The sequence below is a fragment of the Moraxella sp. TY6 genome (assembly GCF_048551375.1).
Taxonomy (GTDB): domain Bacteria; phylum Pseudomonadota; class Gammaproteobacteria; order Pseudomonadales; family Moraxellaceae; genus Faucicola.
This window is the reverse complement of the sequence record NZ_JBLYZJ010000011.1, coordinates 54640-73238: the sequence shown is the minus strand read 5'-3', so window position 1 is coordinate 73238 and position 18599 is coordinate 54640. Positions and strand designations below refer to the sequence as shown.

Sequence of the window (18599 nt, the reverse complement as noted above, 5' to 3'; positions counted from 1 at the left end):
GATTCGTGAAGGCGGACGTACTGTTGGTGCTGGTGTTGTTGCCAACGTTACTAACTAATTTGTATTCTAAGTTAGTGTTAAAAAAGAGTCATCGTTTGGTGGCTCTTTTTTTATGCTTAAAGCTATCTCAGTACTAAAACAACACGTCTTTTAATGTCGCAAACAATCTATTTTGGCTTGCCTATGGCTTTTAATATCTAATTTAATCCGTTAATATGTTGATTACTTTATCAACAGCCTTATTAACTGATTACGTTATTATCAAGAGCATTCACCATGTCCGCACCCATCGACTTTTTAGCCCAGTATCAACCCACCCAAACCACAGTACAAGCCCTATATTATTTGGACAATTTCGCCAAACAAGGTCATTGGGATAATGGATTTAGCTATGAAAAACAGCTACGAGCCTGTCGTCTTGATTATAGCTTGGGTAGCCTAAAACGTATTGACCAGCTACTTGACCAAATTCGCACAAAGGTAAAACCTAATTACGAGGCGTTTCTGAATAACCCTGCTAACGCCAATTTTCTTTGCACCGTTGGTTTTTATTGTGGCGAAATGCGTGGACGGTTAATGGGGGTAGCACCCACATGGCTTCACTACCCTGAATTGATGGAAAAGCATCCCGAACTACAACCCATGCTACTTGACCCAGTTGCTTATCAGTTCACCGCCCATTTTGAACGAGAGGCGGATGCCTATCAGCATTTTCCTTGGGTCGCCATGCTAGAACAGTTATTCCCCCAGTTTGAAGAGCCTGAAAAGTCAGTTTATTTTTCGACCATCACAGGCAATTATCAGCAGTACGGGCTTGATGACGTAATTCCCCCTGCACCGCCTCAACAGCTAACTATTGATGTGGCAAGTGAAATAGCCAAACTGCCAAAAGAATATTTATTGTATCTACAAATGCTTCCACCAGACTGGGTACACGTTGATGAATTGGCTAAACAAATCAAACAATTAGCTCATCTATACAATCATGGTCGTGTGGTTTGGGCATCTTTGGTGCAAGCCAATAATAAGTTATTTGAATTTGGCAATACCATCAGTTGCCCAGCAGAACTGATTTATGATAAAAGTGGTCGCACACCGCCAGAACAATTAAGGGAGTATGCCCACCAGTTATTTGAGCTAAAAAATACCACGCCGACCGACCCAGAGCTTGCCTCGTATGCCAAGCATATCACCAATGAATACACTCGCTTTGTCGGTAAAATCCCTCACCAAATCAGCCATATGCCATTGTATGCCTGTTCTTTGTTTGTGTGGCTACCGCATCTGCCGAATGGCGTTTTGACCTTTGGCACGTTTCCCATCATCATCGCTGATGACACCGATGAGGTGATGATTTTACCTGCCAAGTTTTGGCAACATACCGAATACTATCAGCGTTGGATTTTGACGCAAGCTCAACAAAATAAAAGTAACACTTCACAAGTGGCTGAGAATGATAAATCCCCTGAAGCCATCGCCATCCGCCATATACAAGCCCATGCAAGGCACGATAATGCCAATGCTTACCCAGCCTTTATTCGCCATCATGCGGATATTTATCAATATTTTGAGGATTTACTTTACCCAAATGCTGATTCGTTAAAGCTTGCGGATAACAGCCTATTTGATGATAAAGACTTTTTGCAAAATGCCAAATTTGATATCAATGACGTGCAGTTTTTGCAAATGGCGTATCGTCACATGAAATACAAGCATCAACGTTGGCAAGATATTGATGATTTACCATCACAAGCCACCATTGATGCGTGTATCGCCAGTATCAACGCCAAAGAAGTGCTAAATATCAATGAGTTTCCGCCCAATGTGCAGTTATTAGCCAAACTTCGTCTATTTAATTGGCAAGCGTTTTTACAACAGTTAACACTGTCAATAAATGACTCCAATCTGCCCTATACCAAGCCATTACCCAAAGTTGCGTTAGCCCTTGAACAGCCAAGCTTGACAGCAGACCAGTCAGCAAAGTTATTGAGTTTTTTGACCAAAGCCAGTGAAGCTGACTTTAATGAATTGCTCGAAAATGAAAAAGCAGGCATTGCCAATATCACCAAAAATAATACCACGGCTCTTTTATATTTGGCATACCTATACGCCACAGGCAAACATGCCCCACAGTTGGTGCGGTTATTTGCCAGTAAAATCAATTATGCGAGTGGACTTGAGGATTATCGAGCGACTTACTGGATTGCTGAATTGGTATTGGCGATTCCAGAATTAGCCCCTTTACTATTTGAGCAACAAAGCCTCAGAGAGAGTTCGCCTTTATCCATGCACTATATGAATCAGATGATGACAGGCAATTCACAAATTTCTATTTCAACGTTTGACAGCCAACGCAAAGCATATTTGCATAACCGCAATTCGCAGTTGGAGTTGGTACGCCAAAGCCTAATCAAAGCGTCTAGCCAAGGTCATCCCACGGCTCAAAAACGCTTGCAACAATTGATAGAAAATAATGTATTACCAGCCAAAGCCCAAGAACGCTATGAAAACGTTCAGTTTTGGATAATGGATTATGTTAACAGACAACCTGCCAAACAAAATGCTAGACGAAATGCCGTGCCGTTATCTACCGAGCAACCTAGAAACTGGGGAATATTTGTCAAATTGGGATTGGTATTAGTGATTGGATTGGTGATAAAAAGCTGTTTTTTTAATCATGCGTCCGATACAGCATCGAGTGCTAGGGTTCAATCTTCCTCTGAAAATGCCCAACAAAACACTAATACTACCACCCCCTCAACCACAGAAACACAAAATCTTCCTGCTAAACGTGAACTAAATCAAGCGATTACAAATATTCATAGTCAATTGCCCTATGATATTCGGGTGGCTAATACCCTCACCTTGATTGGCATTGAAAATCAAAGTGGCACTGCTGTACTGACCTTTGATGATAAAGGCAGGGGTATTATGAGTATCCAAGCAGTTGAAAAAATTTACTGTATAGATAGGATTTTTGAACCTTTACAAACCACGGAGGCTACGGTGAAATTTCACATTGTAACGAGTGATAACGTGCCTTATGATGTGACGATGAATAATACTTGTCATTAGCAAAAACTCAATTGTTTTATCCAAAGTTTAAAATTTATCATTTAACGTTATTTATCAATGAGATAATCTATGTAACCTAAGTTCGAGTTAAACTAAATTATAAGCCATTGATATTGATATTATTTAAATCTCCCCCAACCCCCTCTTTACGAAAGAGGGGGCTATACCTCCATAAGTTAGACTAAAACGGAGGTGAAGTCCCCCTTTTTAAAAGGTGAGGAATATATTCCGCAAGGGGGGATTATATGTAAAATGTTAATACTTCTTATCCCGAGTTCAGGTTATGTAGAACTTACATAAAAAAGAGGCGTATGATACGCCCCTTTTTTAATTTAGCATTGATAGCAAATTAGTGAATCGCACTGATAAAGTCTGATAATACTTTGATATCATTATCAGATAGTTTGGCAGCTACGATTTGCATCATACCTTTTTCGCCTTTTTTGGCACTGTCATTGGTACGCAATTGATTTGGGTCAGTCACTTCATCTTCACGACCTGCGGCACGGAATAATTTAAGCTGAGTAGCGATATAGGCTGAATGCTGTCCGCCCAAACGAGGGAAAGCAGCAAAATCATTACCATTACCTTTGCCACCATGACAACCAGAACAAGGAATCACGCCACGTTTGCTATCACCACCAAAATACAATTTTTGAGCAGTTTGAGCATAGGCAGGGTTAGCATAACCGACACTCCAACGAGGTTGGCTGGCGTAATAACCTGCGACATTGGCTAAATCTTGGTCACTTAATTTGGCGACTTGAGCAGACATGATGGCGTTTTGACGGTCGCCTGATTTGAATGCAGTCAATTGTTTATAGAGATATTTGACATTTTGACCGCCTAGATTCGGCTGGGCAGGGACAACGCTCACGCCATTAACACCATGACACGCACCACAAATAGTTTCTGCAATGGCTTTACCAGCGGCCACGTCATGTTTGGGTACAGCAATAGCTGCAGAACCGCTTACGCTAGCAAGTAACAGGCTTGCGGCAGTGATTAATTTTTTCATTGATAACGATTCCTACTAAAACGGGTGGTTGCTAGATAAGTCCAATTTTATACGCTTCAAGGTAAAATTGTGTTTATCGAGTTAAAACCATCGTGACTTTGTCAAATAGATTTGGCGAATCACCAAACCCCCAATCCAATAATTGATATTATGCGTAATTATGCCACAAATAGTTACAAAAATGAAAGATTTTTCGTAGGTAAGCAGGAAAATCGCTATGCTTGAACGGCTTAAACATAGGCTTTGTTATTCCATTTGACTTTTTGCTATCCCAACGAAATTTTTACGGTTATTTTTGGGCATAGCTGTTAAAATAATGACATTTATCACTTGGATATTTATCTTGTTATGATGCCCTCTTCAGCCCCATCTGTTTTATCAAATACCCCTTCTTCAGCAACGCCGATATCTGCAGAAATCCATCGCCGTTGGTTACAACAAACCCAGTTTTTATTGTCTGCACCGACCTTTAAGCTATGCCCAGCTGATACAGGGCTTGAGGTGGCTTTTGCAGGGCGTTCTAATGCAGGCAAGTCCTCATGTATCAATGCTTTGACCAATCAGCGTCAATTGGCACGTTCATCTAAGACACCCGGTCGCACGCAGATGATTAACTTTTTTCATATGGGTAGCCTTGACCAACGTTTGGTGGATTTACCCGGTTATGGCTATGCCGCTGTGCCAGAGTCGATGAAAATCGAGTGGCAAAAAGAGTTAGAGAAATATTTGGTTTCTCGTAAAAGTTTGGCTGGGTTGGTGTTGTTGACTGATATTCGCCATCCATTGAAGTTTTTTGATGAGCAAATGCTGTATTGGGCAAAAGATGGTGAGTTGCCTGTGCATGTTCTTTTGACAAAAGCCGATAAACTTAAATATGGTGCGTCAAAAAACACCTTGCAACAAGTCAAAAACCAATTAAATAAGCTTAAACTGCCTGTCAGTGTGCAGTTATTTTCAGCATTAAATAAACAAGGACTGGATGAGTTGGGGTCGGTTTTGGGCAATTGGTTGCAATATGACCCCAATTTAAATAATGAACCAGCAGTTGAAACAAATTAAATTAAATTAAATTAAACAACCACCAACGTGTTGAGTCGTGGAGGCGTATTGATTACGCCTTAATCAGGTGTGAATTGATTGGCTTGTTGCACTTGGCTCATTTGTTGGTTAATGGTCGCTAATAAGGCGGTGTTTTGTGGTAAGGTTTTGGCAAGACTTTGAGCTTGGGTCAATGAGGTAATGGCTTCATTGAGTTGATTTTGCCAAAATTCACGGTTAGCACGATACCGCAAAACATTGATTTCATGTAAGGTTTTGCTTGAACCTGTGGTGTTTTTGCTCAAAACTTGACTGGCTTGCTGTAAATATTGCCAAATCAAGAGGTCTTTGGGATACGTTTTGCTAAGTGGCTGTAGCAGTTGTAGCACCTTGCTGGCATTGTCGACATTGGCTTGTTCAAGGTAGATTTTGCTAAGGTATAATTTGACATCTCGGCGTTCTGGCAATAAATTCATCAGTGTGGTAAGTTGGCTAATGGCAAGCTCAGTTTTACCCAGTTTTTGATTTAGTGTTGCGTCCACGATGACGGCTAAAGGGTTGGAAAAATCAGCGATTTGTGGTTTGAGCGGTTGTAACACATTTTGAGCTTCTAGATAAGCTCGCTCATCCATGAGTTGCATGGCAAGGGCAAGTTTTGCTCCATCACTGGTTTTGGCAGATTGTTTAAGGTCATTTTTATTGGTGAGATGGGCAAGGTAGCGGATTCGCCATTGTAATTGGTCAAATATTTGTTGGCGATGACGCTGAGTTGAGCTGTTTAGCACACTGGTTTTATTGGATTGCTGATAGGTCATGGCTCGGCTTCGTGCTTCACTAAGACGCTCGGCGGTCAAGGGATGGCTCATCACAAAACTTGGGATAAAGGCATTGGCTTTGACAGGGTTTTGTTGGTCAAGGGTGGCAAAAAAACTGGGCATGGCGGTGACATCGTAGCCTGCTTGAGCCATGATTTGCATACCAATGCGGTCGGCTTCTCGTTCTTGCTCTCGGCTAAAACTGGCAACGCTGTTGGCAGAAATGGCTTGCGACCCCATCATCACTGCTGTCCCTGTATTGCTATTACTGGCTTTGGCCGCCACGATACCTGCCAACATGCCACCTGCTTGCATCAGTAGCTGTTTGGTTTTTTCGTCATTGCGATGTTGGTAGTGGCGTTGGCTGACATGGGCGATTTCGTGGCTGATGACGCTGGCTAGCTCATCCATAGTGCGTGCTTTGTCCACCAGTCCGACATTCAGACCAATCAATCCAGACGGCACGGCAAAGGCATTAATTTGGCGGTCATTGATAATCACCAATGCCGAAGGGGCTTCTGGGCGTGCCACGGCATTGATTTGCCAAATGATGGTTTGCAAGCTGTCCTGCACCCAAGGGTCATCAATTAAGGGGGCTTGTTGGTTAATTTGACGTAACGCCCACTCCCCAATCATTAGACTTTGCTGATTATCAATTAAGCCATCACTTTGTTGGCTTGTAGCCCATTGCCCTTGCCATGATTGGGCTGGTGAAGTGGCAGAGGCTGTTTTAGGATACACTAAAAAATTGTTTGTATTTGCAATGGCAAATGGCATAACGCAACTGCTTATCATAAAGACAGCCATTTTGGTTTTGAGCGATTTAGTATTAATAGCAACAAATGGTTTAGTGAGATTGGCATGAATAGATTGAGCCGAGAGATAAGCGGTGTTAGGCATTGAGTAATCCAAAAATTCAGCAGTCATCGGCATAATTTAGCATAGTTACCTTGCTCAACCGCTAGCGGATAATAGCAATTTTGTAAGCTCAATTTTTTAGGATTTATTTAACCGATTTTAAGAAACTTTCTTTAAGAGATACGCCAATGAATAGTTCCCCTATCTATGATGTCCATGAAAATTTATTAACTGATACTGGTTTTATGGAGGATTGGCAAGTTTTTTTGGCAAATCAGCCCACGCCCCTAACCTCCACTTCCCTAAAATCCAAGCCTTGGCAAATCATGGCGTATGTCAATGGAAAAGGGCTTGCCTGCCCCATGCCATTACTTAAACTAAAAATGGCTTTGAAACAATTAAATGCCAATGAAGCGGTGTATGTGACGGCAACTGACCCCAATAGCCAGCGAGATATTGGGGCATTTTGTGAGCATTTGGGCTATGATTTTGTGACGTTGGCGAGCGTTGATGATGTTGGAGATAAAGCGGTGTTTCATGTGTTGGTAGTGCGTAAGTGAGGGTAAAGAATATATGGTTCGTGATATGGTCGTTCCTCTACCTCGTCAAGCCATTACTATTTTGTAAAATAAGCTTAAAATTTTGTACCCACGACAAACAGAATATATTTTATAACATGTTAAATCAAAGACTTAATCAACAGAAATGGTGCGCTCGGCGGGACTCGAACCCACGCCACAGGCTTCGGAGACCTGTACTCTATCCAGTTGAGCTACGAACGCATAAAAGAGATAAACAAGAAAGGATAAATGAGGGCGGTATTTTAGCAAATTCTATCGCCCAATACAAATCTATCCACGCCCTTCTCCCAGTATCCTGCTTAAATCCATCACAAAAAGATGCTCTCTATCGGCGAAAAATGCTAAAATTGGCAAAATTTTTCGCCCCTAATCCCCATGTCAAAACTGCTCAAATCCACCGCCATTGTTAGTTTATTTACCATGTTATCACGCATTTTGGGGTTGGTGCGTGACATGGTACTGATGAGTGTGTTTGGTACTGGGGGCATGATGGACGCATTTTTGGTGGCGTTCAAACTGCCCAATTTTTTTCGGCGTTTATTTGCTGAAGGGGCATTTTCCCAAGCCTTTGTCCCTGTCCTATCCGATTATCAACATCACTCAACCCTACAAGACATCCAAATCCTTGTCAGCCGTGTCGCAGGGGCTTTGTTGCTGATTGTATCGGCACTGACCGCTTTGATGGTGGTGTTTGCCCCTTGGGTGATTGGGGCGTTTGCGGTGGGTTATGTGCATGAGCCGACCAAATTCGCCACGGCGGTGACCTTGTTACGCATTACCTTTCCGTATTTGTTGTTTATCGCCATGACGGCATTTGCCAGTAGTATTTTGCAAAGTGTCCATCGCTTCGCCTTGCCTGCGTTTGCCCCTGTGTTGCTGAATGTGTGTATGATTGTGGGGGCGGTGTGGGTGTCGCCCTATATTGCCACGCCGATTATGGCAGTGGGATATGCAGTAGCGGTGGCTGGGCTGTTGCAGTTGTTGATTCAACTGCCTGCTTTGCGACAAGAACGGTTATTGGTCATGCCCAAGGTGGATTTTGCTCATGTGGGGGTGAGGCGGATTTTAAAGCTGATGTTACCTGCCCTGTTTGGCGTGTCGGTCACACAGATTAATATGTTGGTCAATACCGTTTTGGCTTCCACCATGGTCGATGGCTCGGTATCGTGGCTATATACTGCCGAACGGATGAGTGAGTTGCCATTGGGGTTGATTGGGGTGGCGATTGGCACGGTGATTTTACCAAGCCTATCCAAAAGCAACGCCCAACAAGACAGCGAGCAGTTCCGCAAAACCTTAGACTGGGCGGTGCGTGCCACGGTGCTGGTGGGTGTGCCTGCGTCATTGGCATTATTGATATTAAGCCCTGTGTTGATGGTGGCGTTGTTTGAGCATGGGCAGTTTAGCCACCATGATGCGATGATGAGCGGTTTGGCGTTACAGGGATTATCGGGCGGAATTTTGGGATTTATGCTGATTAAGGTGTTTGCCCCTGCGTTTTTTGCTCGGCATGATAGCCGTACTCCTGTTAAGGTGGGCGTGGTCAGTGTGATTGCCAATGTGGTGCTAAGTGTGGTGTTGGCGTGGGCATTTGGGCGGTGGCAGATTGCCCCTCATGCAGGACTGGGATTGGCGAATACGTTGGCTTCATTTGTCAATGCAGGGTTATTGTATTTTTATCTCACCAAGCAGGGGATTTTTAGTTTGGGTAAACATTGGCGAGGGTTTTTGTTAAAAATTGGCGTGGCAAATATGGCGATGGTGGCGATATTGGCAGTTGGGGTGCGTTATTTTCCACTTGCCACCACACAAGGGGCAAAAGTGGCGATATTGCTGACCTTATGTGTGGTGGGGGCGTTGATGTATGCGGTAAGTATGTTGGCGATGGGATTTCGGTTTAAAGATTTAAAACCGAACTTAGATTAAGTTTGATGGTATAAGAATTGAAAAACTTCGCCATCATTTTTTCGCCAAATTTTGACAATCTTTATTATCACAAATCCCATACAGCACCAAAGAATGCCCTGCCAAGGTAAAGCCCAAATCCTTTGCCACTTTTTCTTGCAATTTTTCGATTTCATCATTATGAAATTCAATAATCTTGCCACATTGGTCACATACCAAATGGTCGTGATGCTCATCTTTGGCAATCTCAAACACCGATAGATTATTTTCAAAATTATGACGCTCAACAATCCCTGCCTGCTCAAACTGCGTCAACACTCGATACACAGTTGCCAAGCCGACATCTTCGCCTTGCTCAATCAACGCCTTATACACATCTTCTGCACTCATGTGATGGTGGTCGGCATTTTCTAATAATTCTAAAATTTTTAGGCGTGGTAACGTCACTTTTAGTCCAGCACGGCGTAAATCTTGATTGGTATAGCTCATAATGTTCCCTTATTGGCAAAAACGAAATATTGATAGTCTATCATAACAAATTCCCCACCCAAAAATCATACAAAAAATTCCGCCAAAGAGTAGGAAAATCCCCATAAATGACGTATGATAAGTTTTTATTTGATAAATGATACGAACGAGCGGTAAATAATGATGACTTTGGTAAACAACATGACCATCAAAAAATTGACAAAAAATTTGGCAATCGTCCCTTTAATCAGCGTATTGGCTGGCGTTAGCGTATTACCTGCGTGTTCATGGTTTAGCGTGTACAAAATCGACATCCCACAAGGCACGCCCATCTCAGAAGCCAAGCTAGCCCAAGTCCAAGTCGGCATGAACTTTAACCAAGTGCTATACATCTTGGGTAGTCCTGCCGTACGAGATACCTTAAACCCCATGCGTTGGGACTATATCTATGACTTCACCGCAGGCACAAATGCCAAACGTGACGGCAAACCCAGCATTCACAATGCCCAACAATACGTCAAAATCTACTTTGACCAAGCAGGCAATGTAGCGAAGATTGAACGTCCTAACTAATTTAATCGCCAACGCTTGTCCTTTTTGGATAAGTTTTGGCGTTTTTGTATGGGGTCGATGGTCAAAGGACGATAAATTTCCACCCTATCCCCTGCTGTCAGCACCGTATCCCAAGCCACTTTATGGGCAAAAATCCCCACTGCATACTCACTGATTTGTGGATAACGCTCAAGCCAGCCCAATTGTGCAACGGCTTGTTGCACGGTCGTACCTTGGGCAACGCTTAATTTTTGTAATAATTGCGTGGTCGCTGTGGGGGCAAATGCCACTTCGATGGTGATAAATTGCATGATTGATTGTTTATTCCTATTTCACCAAATTCACTATTTGAAAGAGTTTTAACAAAATAAACTCAATGAAAATCGTCCGCCCTGAGCCTGTCGAAGGGTAGCGATTTTCCTATGGTTCGACAAGCTCACCACGAACGGAAAACCGTATTATCATAGCTTTATTTCATCAAGCCCATTAGCCACCCAACGACCGCCAACACCACCGCCAAAGGCACGATAATTCGTACGGCAATTCGCCAGATATTATAAATACCTTCTGAACCAAAATTCAGTGATTTGCGTAGATGGCTGATTTTCATTTGCCACCCTGCAAACACCGCCAACCACACCGCTGATATTAGACTTAAAATCATCAATACTTGATTTAGCAAAGCCGTTGGCAATAACGAAATACCAAGGCTCACCACCGCTACGATTACCAATGCCAAAAAGTTAAAGCCACGCTGAAATAGGCGTAACGATAGCTGATGGGTCAACAAATGCAACAAATAAGCCCCACCTGCGACCATTGCCAACGCATAGGCGATGCTGGCAAGTGATGACGTTGGGGTGACTGCCATCGCCACCAATGCCCCTGCCACCATCTGAAAACACCACACAGGCAACACATGGCGACTGGCAATGGCTTTTTCATTGTCCGATTCGGTGCTATTGCTAAGTAGTAGCTGATTGGCTCTGGCTTGCCAAAATAACCCAGTCCCTACCCCAACACATACCAAGGCTAATACCACCGCAAGCGACCATTCGGTCAGTGACGTGGCGGTCATTTGCCACGTGGCAAACCCTGATTGGCTGACATTTAGCCCCAATGCCACCACACCCAAACCAAATGCCAACCAACCTGCTAACTGTTTGGTAAAACTTAGCCCAATCATCACCAACGCCATGATTGCCAATAATGCAGGGGTGGCGACATTGCTGACCATTGGCTGTAGCACTTGGGCAGAACTGGCGAGCAAATGCCCCACTACCACCATCAATAGCACCACGGTCAGCCAGCCAAAGCCACGCCATACCGTGCCAATATCAGCTTCACGAGTGAGTTTCGGCAAACCGACCAATGGCGTTGTGCCACTGCGATGAGCAAGGGCAATCTCTGCAAATACTAATGGTAATCCCACCAATGTCATGGCAACCAGCCACATCAGCCAAAAATCAATCTGTCCGACAATATCACGAGTAAACCATGTAAAAATCAGCAACGGCAATAAGCCTGAGATTAGCATGGGTTGTAAACGGTTCATTACCATTGGGCGTTCCTTTGGGTCAAAGCTTAAGTTATAGTCGTTTGAACTAGAAAATAAGACAGTTTTGTAGGGGCGTATTGCATACGCCCAAAACTTTAAAATCTTATTTTGGTTTAATTCACTATAAAACTTGGGGTGAAACATAGACGCATTAGACCTCTTTCCAAACCCCTAAGCGTGGGTTAGCAAAGCGTTACCCACAATATATTCTGTCAAGAATAGGACTTACGCATTTAACCAAATCGTAGGTTGGGTAGAGCTTGCGATACCCAACAATTTAAATGGTTTATGTTGGGTGTCATTCTTCCACCCAACCTACAAATGGCATTTTTGCGTAAGTCCTAAAGCATTAAGTATGGAAAGAGCCTTATCACTAAAACAGATATTTTAGCAAGAAAACTGGGCATAATGTGAATTGTTTGTGTCAATCTTTTGCAAGCCAAAAAAACGCCCCAATCAAAATTGAGGCGTGATACGAATTGACAATTTAAACTTACCCCAAATGTGGTGTAACAACAGGCAATAAATCATGGAAAGTCCGCCCTGTCGCTGTTTCACCAATGGCGTGCATTTTCCACTCGCCATTATGGCGGTATAATTTTGCCAAAATCAACGCCGTGTGCGTACCTTGTGCCGACAAATCATAACGTGCTACTTCGCCATTGTTATTGGCATTTGTTAAACGGCAATAGGCGTTATTCACGGTGGCAAAACTTTGCCCTGTAAAGCTGTTGACGGTAAATACCAATGACTGCACGTGGCTTGGAATGGCGGATAAATTGACATTAATGACTTCATCATCGCCATCACCTGCCCCTGTGCGGTTATCACCTGTATGCACCACGCTACCATCTTTGGATTGTAGTTGCCCAAACCATACCGCCTCAATCAGTTGTTGCTGACTATCAAACAACATACAAGACGCATCAAGGTCAATATGGTCTTGGCTTGGCGTACCACCACCAAATAAACCGCTTAAAAATCCGCCTGTTTTTTTGCCAGCGGTAGTCGCAGTATCCCAACCCAATCCCATTTTAATTTGGGCAAGACTTGTACCTGCTTCTTTTTCTAATGAAATTTTTTGACCTTTTTGTAAATTAACTGCCATAACGCTTCCTATCAAGCCGATTGCCCTTGGGCAATAGACTTGTTTGTGATTAAATTTGTCCAACTACTTACAATAAATTATCCAATAATCCACCACTGCCACCACGTCCGCCTGAGCTTGTTCCCAATAGACTTTGAACCCAACCTTGATAAGTATCACGGTTGCGTGAGCAAATCACGACTTTGCCATGTCCAGAGAATTTGAGTACCATGCCTTCGCCACTGGTGACTGAATTGATGATATTACCCAAAAAGCCTTTTTTCTGACTGGTCGCCATTGATAGGCTATATTGTAGACGACTGTCCCAACACACGACATGACCATTATCAATGACCACGTCTTTCTCTGGGGTGACATCAATTTCAAACAGTGAGCCAAAGCCTGATACCACCACTTGACCTTGCCCTTGGGTTTGCATGACCATAAAGCCACCTGTATCACCAAAGACTGCACCGCCAAGATTTCGCTGAATATTGGCACGAATATCCACCGTGGTATGAGCCGCCACAAATGCCCCATCACTCAAGGTATATTGTACCGCTCCAACATCCAAAATCTGCATATCACCATCAAGGGTGGGGGCGAGCAAACAGTCGCCCTCACCATGCGTGGCTTCGATTTGTTGTTGGAACAGGGATTCGTCATTGGCAAAGCGTCTCATCAAGGATTGCATGATACCGCCACGCATTTGACCTTTGAGTTCGAGGTTTGATTCCATCATCACCATCGCATTGGCTTCGCAATAGATGGCATCGCCTCGTTGTAGATTGCAATGTAAAAATGGCTCAATTGTACCAATCAGACTAAACGTTGCTGACATATTGACCGCCTACACTGCCACGCCATGAGCAGAGGCTAATGGACCAAGTCCGCCTGCAAAACCTTGACCCACGGCACGGAATTTCCACTCGCCGTTATGGCGGTATAGCTCACCAAAAATCATCGCCGTTTCGGTACTGCTGTCCTCTGACAAGTCATAACGAGCCACTTCGCTACCACCTTGGGCATTCACGATACGAATATACGCCCCTGCGACTTGACCAAAGTTTTGGTTACGGGCTTGACCTTCATAAATAACTGCACAAAATACCACTTTTGCAATATCAGCAGGTACTTTGCTCAAATCCACATTGATAACTTCATCATCCCCTGCTCCTTCACCTGTACGGTTATCGCCTTTATGCTCGACCGAGCCTTCGGCTGATTTTAGGTTGTTAAAGAAGATAAAATCTTGGTCATTACGTACTTTACCTGCTTCGCTGACTAAAAATGCAACCGCATCTAAGTCAAATGCTTGCCCATCAGTAGCTCGTGGATTCCAGCCCAAACCCACACTCATTTGGGTCAAACTTGGGGCTTCTTTTGATAAGTTAACGTTGCCACCTTTGCTTAAGCTAATAGCCATAAAAAATTCCTTGTCAATGATTAGAAGTTAGAGGATTGATAAAAAAAACATGAGCCGAAACTCATGTTTTTAACTATACCTTGAGAGAAAATCTTTGTCTGTTAGCGTTAGCCATTAGACTGTTATAATTATGTGACAAATTCTTAAATTATCTGACTAACTTTTCAGATTATGTAACGCTTCACGTTTGTTATAACTAATCGAGTTCATCACTGCCCATACAATAAAGGCAATCCCAATCAAGCCTGTGACAATCTCAGGTACTTCGACATGCACAGTCGCCAACAGCATGATAATCGCCAATGCCCCAATAGCATAGTGAGCCCCATGCTCAAGATAGACAAACTCATCCAATGTGCCTTTTTCGACCAAGAAAATCGTCATCGAACGCACAAACATCGCACCAATCGCAAGCCCCAACATAATGATAATCACATCATTGGTAATCGCAAACGCCCCAATCACCCCATCAAAACTAAACGAGGCATCTAGCACTTCCAAATACATAAATCCTGCAATACCACCTTTGGCAATCGCTCCTGCGACTTCAGCTCCCTCAATGCTACCCTCAGTCGCAGGGTCATCATCATCCGCCCCCTCGATAAGGCTAGACAACACATTCACCCCCAAATAAATCAGAATCCCAAACACGCCAGCCATCAACACCACTGACTGTTTGGCTTCTTCGACCCACTGCAAGGCAATCATCAATAAGGTTAACGCCACAAACACACTCATCGCATCGACTTTGCCAAAGCGAGCCAAACGGCGTTCTAACCATTTAAACCATAGAATTTCTTTTTCATCAAAAATAAAATTGAGGAATACTAACAATAAGAACATCCCACCAAACGCAGCAATTTCGGCATGGTGTTCCATTAGTTTGGCAGAATATTCTTTGGGATTATGCAGTGCCATATTGATGACATCCATCATGCTCATGTCCGCTGTCACAGCCACAATCACAATCGGAAACACCAATCGCATACCAAACACCGCAATCAGCATACCCACGGTCAAGAAAATCATTTTCCAAAACTTATCCCAATGCTTCAATACAGACGCATTGACCACGGCATTATCAAACGACAATGACACTTCCATCACCGCCAAAATAAGCGTGATAAACAGGGCAGAGAACATGGCAGATAACCCACCATGCGTAAAGCCCCACCAGCTCGCCACTGCCAACGCCACCAGCGTAAAGACGATATCAAAATAAAAATGTTTCATAGCCTACCTATTATTACTTTATTTTGCCAAATAAAGACGCTAGACCCCTGCCTACGCAGGGGTGACAAGTAAATATACTTTTCGTCATTCCTGCGAATGCAGGAATCCAGTGTCTTTTGCATAAATTCTAATTGTTAAAACCAACACAAAAATACCGCCTATCTTACACAAATATTGCTCGAATACTAGCCCATTTATGTAAGAGGTTGGATATATTGATTTGATATATTGATTAGGCAAAGCCCTATTTTACGAGTACAATAGCGATTTTGCATAGATATCAAGGGCTGTCGTTGCTATGTTGGATAATTTTATCACCCTTATTTTAATCTTAACCCCTTTAGTCATTGGCTTTATCTTACCATTGCCCAATCGCTTCAAACCTTGGGTCGATAGTATTCTTGCCAAATTGGTGTTTGTGATTTTGACCTGTATTGGGTTGTCATTGTCGCAGATTCATAATATCGGCTCACAGCTTGGGTTTATTGCACTCAACGTGGCGGTATTGGCAGTATGTAGCATGGGGTCTGGGTTATTGGCGTTATGGGCGTTTGATAAAACCCACCCTTGGCAACGCACCTTACCTCACCATCATGCCCAAACAGGCTTTGATATGACAGGCAGTGCCATTCAGTTGGGCTGTGTGGTGGTAGGTTTTGTGTTGGGTAAATTTTTGCCTGTATCGGCATTACCACTGGATAATATGATTAAAGGCTTGCTAATGGTGCTGGTGTTGTTGGTTGGCTTTCAGCTATCGCATGCAGGCATGACTTTGCGTCAAGTCTTGCTCAATAAACGTGGCGTGCAAGTGAGTGTGATTTTTTGTCTGAGCGTGGCAGTGGGTGGGTTGTTGTATGCCCTTATTATGCCAAATGTCACATGGACACAGGGTTTGGCACTATCATCTGGCTATGGCTGGTATTCGCTGTCTGGCATTATTATGACCGATGCGTATGGGGCGGTGTGGGGCAGTGTGGCGTTACTCAATGATTTGATTCGAGAGTTTACTGCTTTGCTGTTTATTCCATTGTTAATGCGGTCTTATCCCAGTACCGCTGTGGGATTGGGTGGCGTGACCACGATGGATTTTACCTTGCCTGTCATCCAAAGCTCTGGGGGCAATGAGGTCGTACCGCTTGCCATGAGCTTTGGGTTTTTGGTCAATATCATCTCACCTGTGTTGATGGTGGTGTTTTCAAGTTTTGGCTAGGCAACGACTGGCTGATGAAGCCAATGCTGAATCATCGAATCCAAGGTTTCGGGCTTGTACGGCTTGGTACAATAATCCTGCATGCCTGCCTCAATATACACATCTTTATCACCGTGCATGGCGTGAGCGGTGACAGCAATAATCGGCGGTAAGCTACTAAAGCGTTTTTTCAAAACTTTGGTGGCTTGCACCCCATCCATGATGGGCATTTGATGATCCATCAAAATAATTTGATATTTATTAGGCGATTGGGTAAATAGGTTTACTGCCTCTTGTCCATCTTTAGCATGAGTCACTTCATAACCAAACTTTTTCAAGCTTTTTTTGGCAACCATTGCATTCAATTCATTATCTTCGGCAAGCAAAATATGGGCGGTCTTTCGAGGTAACTGCCAGCTATTATGGTCGTGTTCATTGTGCCAAGTTTTTAAGATAGCTTCATCCACTGGCTCTAATGGCAAACATAAGCTAAACGTTGAGCCTTTACCCTGCTCACTCTCAACGCTAATCGTGCCGTGCATCCCTTCTGCCAAAGCTTTACACACGGATAACCCCAAGCCTGTACCACCATAAATACGATGGGTGAATTTATCGGCTTGATTATACGCATCAAAAATGACTGCTTGTGCTTCAGGCTTAATGCCTATTCCAGTATCACTAACTTGCAATTTTACTTCGCAATCACCACAACACTTAAAGGCTCTAACAGTGACAGCTCCCCCTTTAGGTGTAAACTTAATTGCGTTATTGATAAGATTACTCAAAATCTGACGCACCCTCACTGGGTCTGTCATCACATAGCGAGCCGTATCATCTTCATAATACAACGATAATTCAACACATTTATCCTTTGCTGAAGCCACAAAAATACCAATGACTTGTTCGCAAAGTTTTTTGAGATCCACAGGAATCCGCTCAAATCGCATTTTGCCCGATTCGACTTTGGATAAATCTAAAATATCACTGACAATATTCAGTAAATGCTCATTGGCAGAACGGATATGCTCAAGGTATTTTTCTTGCGAATGGCTAAGCTTGGTTTGTTTTAACAAATCCAAAATACCGATAATTCCACTCATGGGCGTGCGAATTTCATGGCTCATATTTGCCAAAAATGCAGATTTTAATTCGGCAGCCTTGGCGGTATTATGCTGTTGCAAGCGTAACTCTAAGGTATCGGTAATCATCGCCGAAAATTGACGCAATACCTGACGTTCATTGTCACCCAGCTCAACTTGTGGACGCATATCGGCAATGCACAATGCCCCAATCACAAAGGCTTCATTATGTGAATTATAAACCACAATCGGCACGCCAGAATAAAAACGAATCGGCGTATCTCCACAGACAAAGGGATGATTGGCAAGCGTTGGCACGTTAAAGGTATCTGGAATACAGATAATATCGGTTTGGGCGATGGTGGTGGCACAAAAACTGAGGTCTTTGGGCATGACTCTTTGCTCAAGCCCAAAGCATGCCTTAGAAAACATCTCTTTATCATCCAAGAAATTGATGGCGACAATCGGTACTGCAAAATACCGCCGTACCAAATCCACAATCCGATCAAAGGCAGGCTCAGTCTGGGTGTGCATCACGCCATATTCACGTAGTTTTTCAACTCGGCGTAGTTCATCCCAAACATAAATTGGCTGAGTTGACTGACCATAATCATTGCGAGAGAAGGTTGATGCTGAAACAATATCACGTGATGTCAAGTCACATTTGATTAGATTTGCCTCTAATTGTGGCAAACTTGAAGGGTGTTGGTTCATATC

The 18599-nt window shown here is 43.4% G+C and carries 16 protein-coding genes and 1 tRNA gene; 6 read left to right on the top strand and 11 right to left on the bottom strand.

Annotated features, from left to right (window positions below):
- The first annotated feature begins 276 nt into the window (after positions 1–276).
- Positions 277–3075 (top strand): hypothetical protein, encoded by a 2799-nt coding sequence (locus ACK1U4_RS09235; protein ID WP_419401859.1) that lies wholly within the window; start codon positions 277–279, stop codon positions 3073–3075.
- Between the two features lie 349 nt (positions 3076–3424).
- Here the strand turns inward: ACK1U4_RS09235 and ACK1U4_RS09230 are convergent, their stop codons facing one another.
- Positions 3425–4093: a c-type cytochrome gene (locus ACK1U4_RS09230; RefSeq protein ID WP_419401858.1), complete on the bottom strand. Its 669-nt coding sequence runs from the start codon at positions 4091–4093 to the stop codon at positions 3425–3427.
- Between the two features lie 348 nt (positions 4094–4441).
- Between ACK1U4_RS09230 and yihA the strand changes: the two genes are divergently transcribed.
- On the top strand, positions 4442–5152 hold the full coding sequence (yihA, locus tag ACK1U4_RS09225; protein ID WP_419401857.1) for a ribosome biogenesis GTP-binding protein YihA/YsxC: 711 nt from the start codon (positions 4442–4444) through the stop codon (positions 5150–5152).
- Between the two features lie 59 nt (positions 5153–5211).
- Here the strand turns inward: yihA and ACK1U4_RS09220 are convergent, their stop codons facing one another.
- The gene (locus tag ACK1U4_RS09220) at positions 5212–6879 is read right to left on the bottom strand and encodes a M48 family metalloprotease (RefSeq protein ID WP_419401856.1); all 1668 of its coding nucleotides are present in this window, start codon (positions 6877–6879) and stop codon (positions 5212–5214) included.
- A 113-nt stretch (positions 6880–6992) separates the two neighbouring features.
- On the opposite strand from ACK1U4_RS09220, the gene ACK1U4_RS09215 reads away from it, so the two are divergent.
- Positions 6993–7364, top strand: coding sequence for a sulfurtransferase TusA family protein (locus tag ACK1U4_RS09215; protein ID WP_419401855.1), 372 nt, complete (start codon positions 6993–6995; stop codon positions 7362–7364).
- Between the two features lie 146 nt (positions 7365–7510).
- Here the strand turns inward: ACK1U4_RS09215 and ACK1U4_RS09210 are convergent.
- Positions 7511–7586, bottom strand: a tRNA-Arg gene (locus ACK1U4_RS09210).
- 174 nt (positions 7587–7760) lie between these two features.
- Here ACK1U4_RS09210 and murJ point away from each other — a divergent pair.
- The gene (murJ, locus tag ACK1U4_RS09205) at positions 7761–9311 is read left to right on the top strand and encodes a murein biosynthesis integral membrane protein MurJ (RefSeq protein WP_419401854.1); all 1551 of its coding nucleotides are present in this window, start codon (positions 7761–7763) and stop codon (positions 9309–9311) included.
- 33 nt (positions 9312–9344) lie between these two features.
- On the opposite strand, the gene fur is transcribed toward murJ, so the two are convergent.
- A complete protein-coding gene (fur, locus tag ACK1U4_RS09200; RefSeq protein ID WP_419401853.1) occupies positions 9345–9779 on the bottom strand; it encodes a ferric iron uptake transcriptional regulator in 435 nt (144 codons plus the stop codon).
- 159 nt (positions 9780–9938) lie between these two features.
- Between fur and ACK1U4_RS09195 the strand changes: the two genes are divergently transcribed.
- A complete protein-coding gene (locus tag ACK1U4_RS09195; RefSeq protein ID WP_419401852.1) occupies positions 9939–10331 on the top strand; it encodes an outer membrane protein assembly factor BamE in 393 nt (130 codons plus the stop codon).
- Here ACK1U4_RS09195 and ACK1U4_RS09190 read toward each other — a convergent pair.
- From ACK1U4_RS09190 to ACK1U4_RS09165, 6 genes are all read right to left on the bottom strand, one after another.
- Positions 10328–10621: an RnfH family protein gene (locus tag ACK1U4_RS09190; protein WP_419401851.1), complete on the bottom strand. Its 294-nt coding sequence runs from the start codon at positions 10619–10621 to the stop codon at positions 10328–10330. The genes ACK1U4_RS09195 and ACK1U4_RS09190 overlap by 4 nt on opposite strands.
- A 158-nt stretch (positions 10622–10779) precedes the next feature.
- The gene (locus tag ACK1U4_RS09185) at positions 10780–11871 is read right to left on the bottom strand and encodes a hypothetical protein (RefSeq protein WP_419401850.1); all 1092 of its coding nucleotides are present in this window, start codon (positions 11869–11871) and stop codon (positions 10780–10782) included.
- A gap of 490 nt (positions 11872–12361) precedes the next feature.
- Complete coding sequence (locus ACK1U4_RS09180; protein ID WP_419401849.1) at positions 12362–12976, bottom strand: TerD family protein; 615 nt, start codon at positions 12974–12976, stop codon at positions 12362–12364.
- Positions 12977–13043: 67 nt separating this feature from the next.
- Positions 13044–13796, bottom strand: coding sequence for a TIGR00266 family protein (locus tag ACK1U4_RS09175; protein ID WP_419401848.1), 753 nt, complete (start codon positions 13794–13796; stop codon positions 13044–13046).
- Positions 13797–13805: 9 nt separating this feature from the next.
- Positions 13806–14381, bottom strand: coding sequence for a TerD family protein (locus ACK1U4_RS09170; protein WP_419401847.1), 576 nt, complete (start codon positions 14379–14381; stop codon positions 13806–13808).
- 156 nt (positions 14382–14537) lie between these two features.
- Entirely contained in the window at positions 14538–15614 is a 1077-nt protein-coding gene (locus ACK1U4_RS09165) for a DUF475 domain-containing protein (protein ID WP_419401846.1), read from the bottom strand.
- A gap of 298 nt (positions 15615–15912) precedes the next feature.
- Here ACK1U4_RS09165 and ACK1U4_RS09160 point away from each other — a divergent pair, with 298 nt between their 5' ends.
- Positions 15913–16824: a lysine exporter LysO family protein gene (locus tag ACK1U4_RS09160; RefSeq protein ID WP_419401845.1), complete on the top strand. Its 912-nt coding sequence runs from the start codon at positions 15913–15915 to the stop codon at positions 16822–16824.
- Here the strand turns inward: ACK1U4_RS09160 and ACK1U4_RS09155 are convergent.
- On the bottom strand, positions 16821–18596 hold the full coding sequence (locus tag ACK1U4_RS09155; protein ID WP_419401844.1) for an ATP-binding protein: 1776 nt from the start codon (positions 18594–18596) through the stop codon (positions 16821–16823). The genes ACK1U4_RS09160 and ACK1U4_RS09155 overlap by 4 nt on opposite strands.
- Positions 18597–18599: the final 3 nt, after the last annotated feature.

Bases quoted from the DNA above. Each gene is read 5' to 3' on its own strand.
- ACK1U4_RS09230 (WP_419401858.1), bottom strand. From the start codon at position 4,093: ATGAAAAAATTAATCACTGCCGCAAGCCTGTTACTTGCTAGCGTAAGC.
- ACK1U4_RS09220 (WP_419401856.1), bottom strand. From the start codon at position 6,879: ATGCCGATGACTGCTGAATTTTTGGATTACTCAATGCCTAACACCGCT.
- yihA (WP_419401857.1), top strand. From the start codon at position 4,442: ATGATGCCCTCTTCAGCCCCATCTGTTTTATCAAATACCCCTTCTTCA.
- fur (WP_419401853.1), bottom strand. From the start codon at position 9,779: ATGAGCTATACCAATCAAGATTTACGCCGTGCTGGACTAAAAGTGACG.
- ACK1U4_RS09170 (WP_419401847.1), bottom strand. From the start codon at position 14,381: ATGGCTATTAGCTTAAGCAAAGGTGGCAACGTTAACTTATCAAAAGAA.
- murJ (WP_419401854.1), top strand. From the start codon at position 7,761: ATGTCAAAACTGCTCAAATCCACCGCCATTGTTAGTTTATTTACCATG.
- ACK1U4_RS09195 (WP_419401852.1), top strand. From the start codon at position 9,939: ATGATGACTTTGGTAAACAACATGACCATCAAAAAATTGACAAAAAAT.
- ACK1U4_RS09180 (WP_419401849.1), bottom strand. From the start codon at position 12,976: ATGGCAGTTAATTTACAAAAAGGTCAAAAAATTTCATTAGAAAAAGAA.
- ACK1U4_RS09155 (WP_419401844.1), bottom strand. From the start codon at position 18,596: ATGAACCAACACCCTTCAAGTTTGCCACAATTAGAGGCAAATCTAATC.
- ACK1U4_RS09165 (WP_419401846.1), bottom strand. From the start codon at position 15,614: ATGAAACATTTTTATTTTGATATCGTCTTTACGCTGGTGGCGTTGGCA.
- ACK1U4_RS09215 (WP_419401855.1), top strand. From the start codon at position 6,993: ATGAATAGTTCCCCTATCTATGATGTCCATGAAAATTTATTAACTGAT.
- ACK1U4_RS09190 (WP_419401851.1), bottom strand. From the start codon at position 10,621: ATGCAATTTATCACCATCGAAGTGGCATTTGCCCCCACAGCGACCACG.
- ACK1U4_RS09185 (WP_419401850.1), bottom strand. From the start codon at position 11,871: ATGGTAATGAACCGTTTACAACCCATGCTAATCTCAGGCTTATTGCCG.
- ACK1U4_RS09175 (WP_419401848.1), bottom strand. From the start codon at position 13,796: ATGTCAGCAACGTTTAGTCTGATTGGTACAATTGAGCCATTTTTACAT.
- ACK1U4_RS09160 (WP_419401845.1), top strand. From the start codon at position 15,913: ATGTTGGATAATTTTATCACCCTTATTTTAATCTTAACCCCTTTAGTC.
- ACK1U4_RS09235 (WP_419401859.1), top strand. From the start codon at position 277: ATGTCCGCACCCATCGACTTTTTAGCCCAGTATCAACCCACCCAAACC.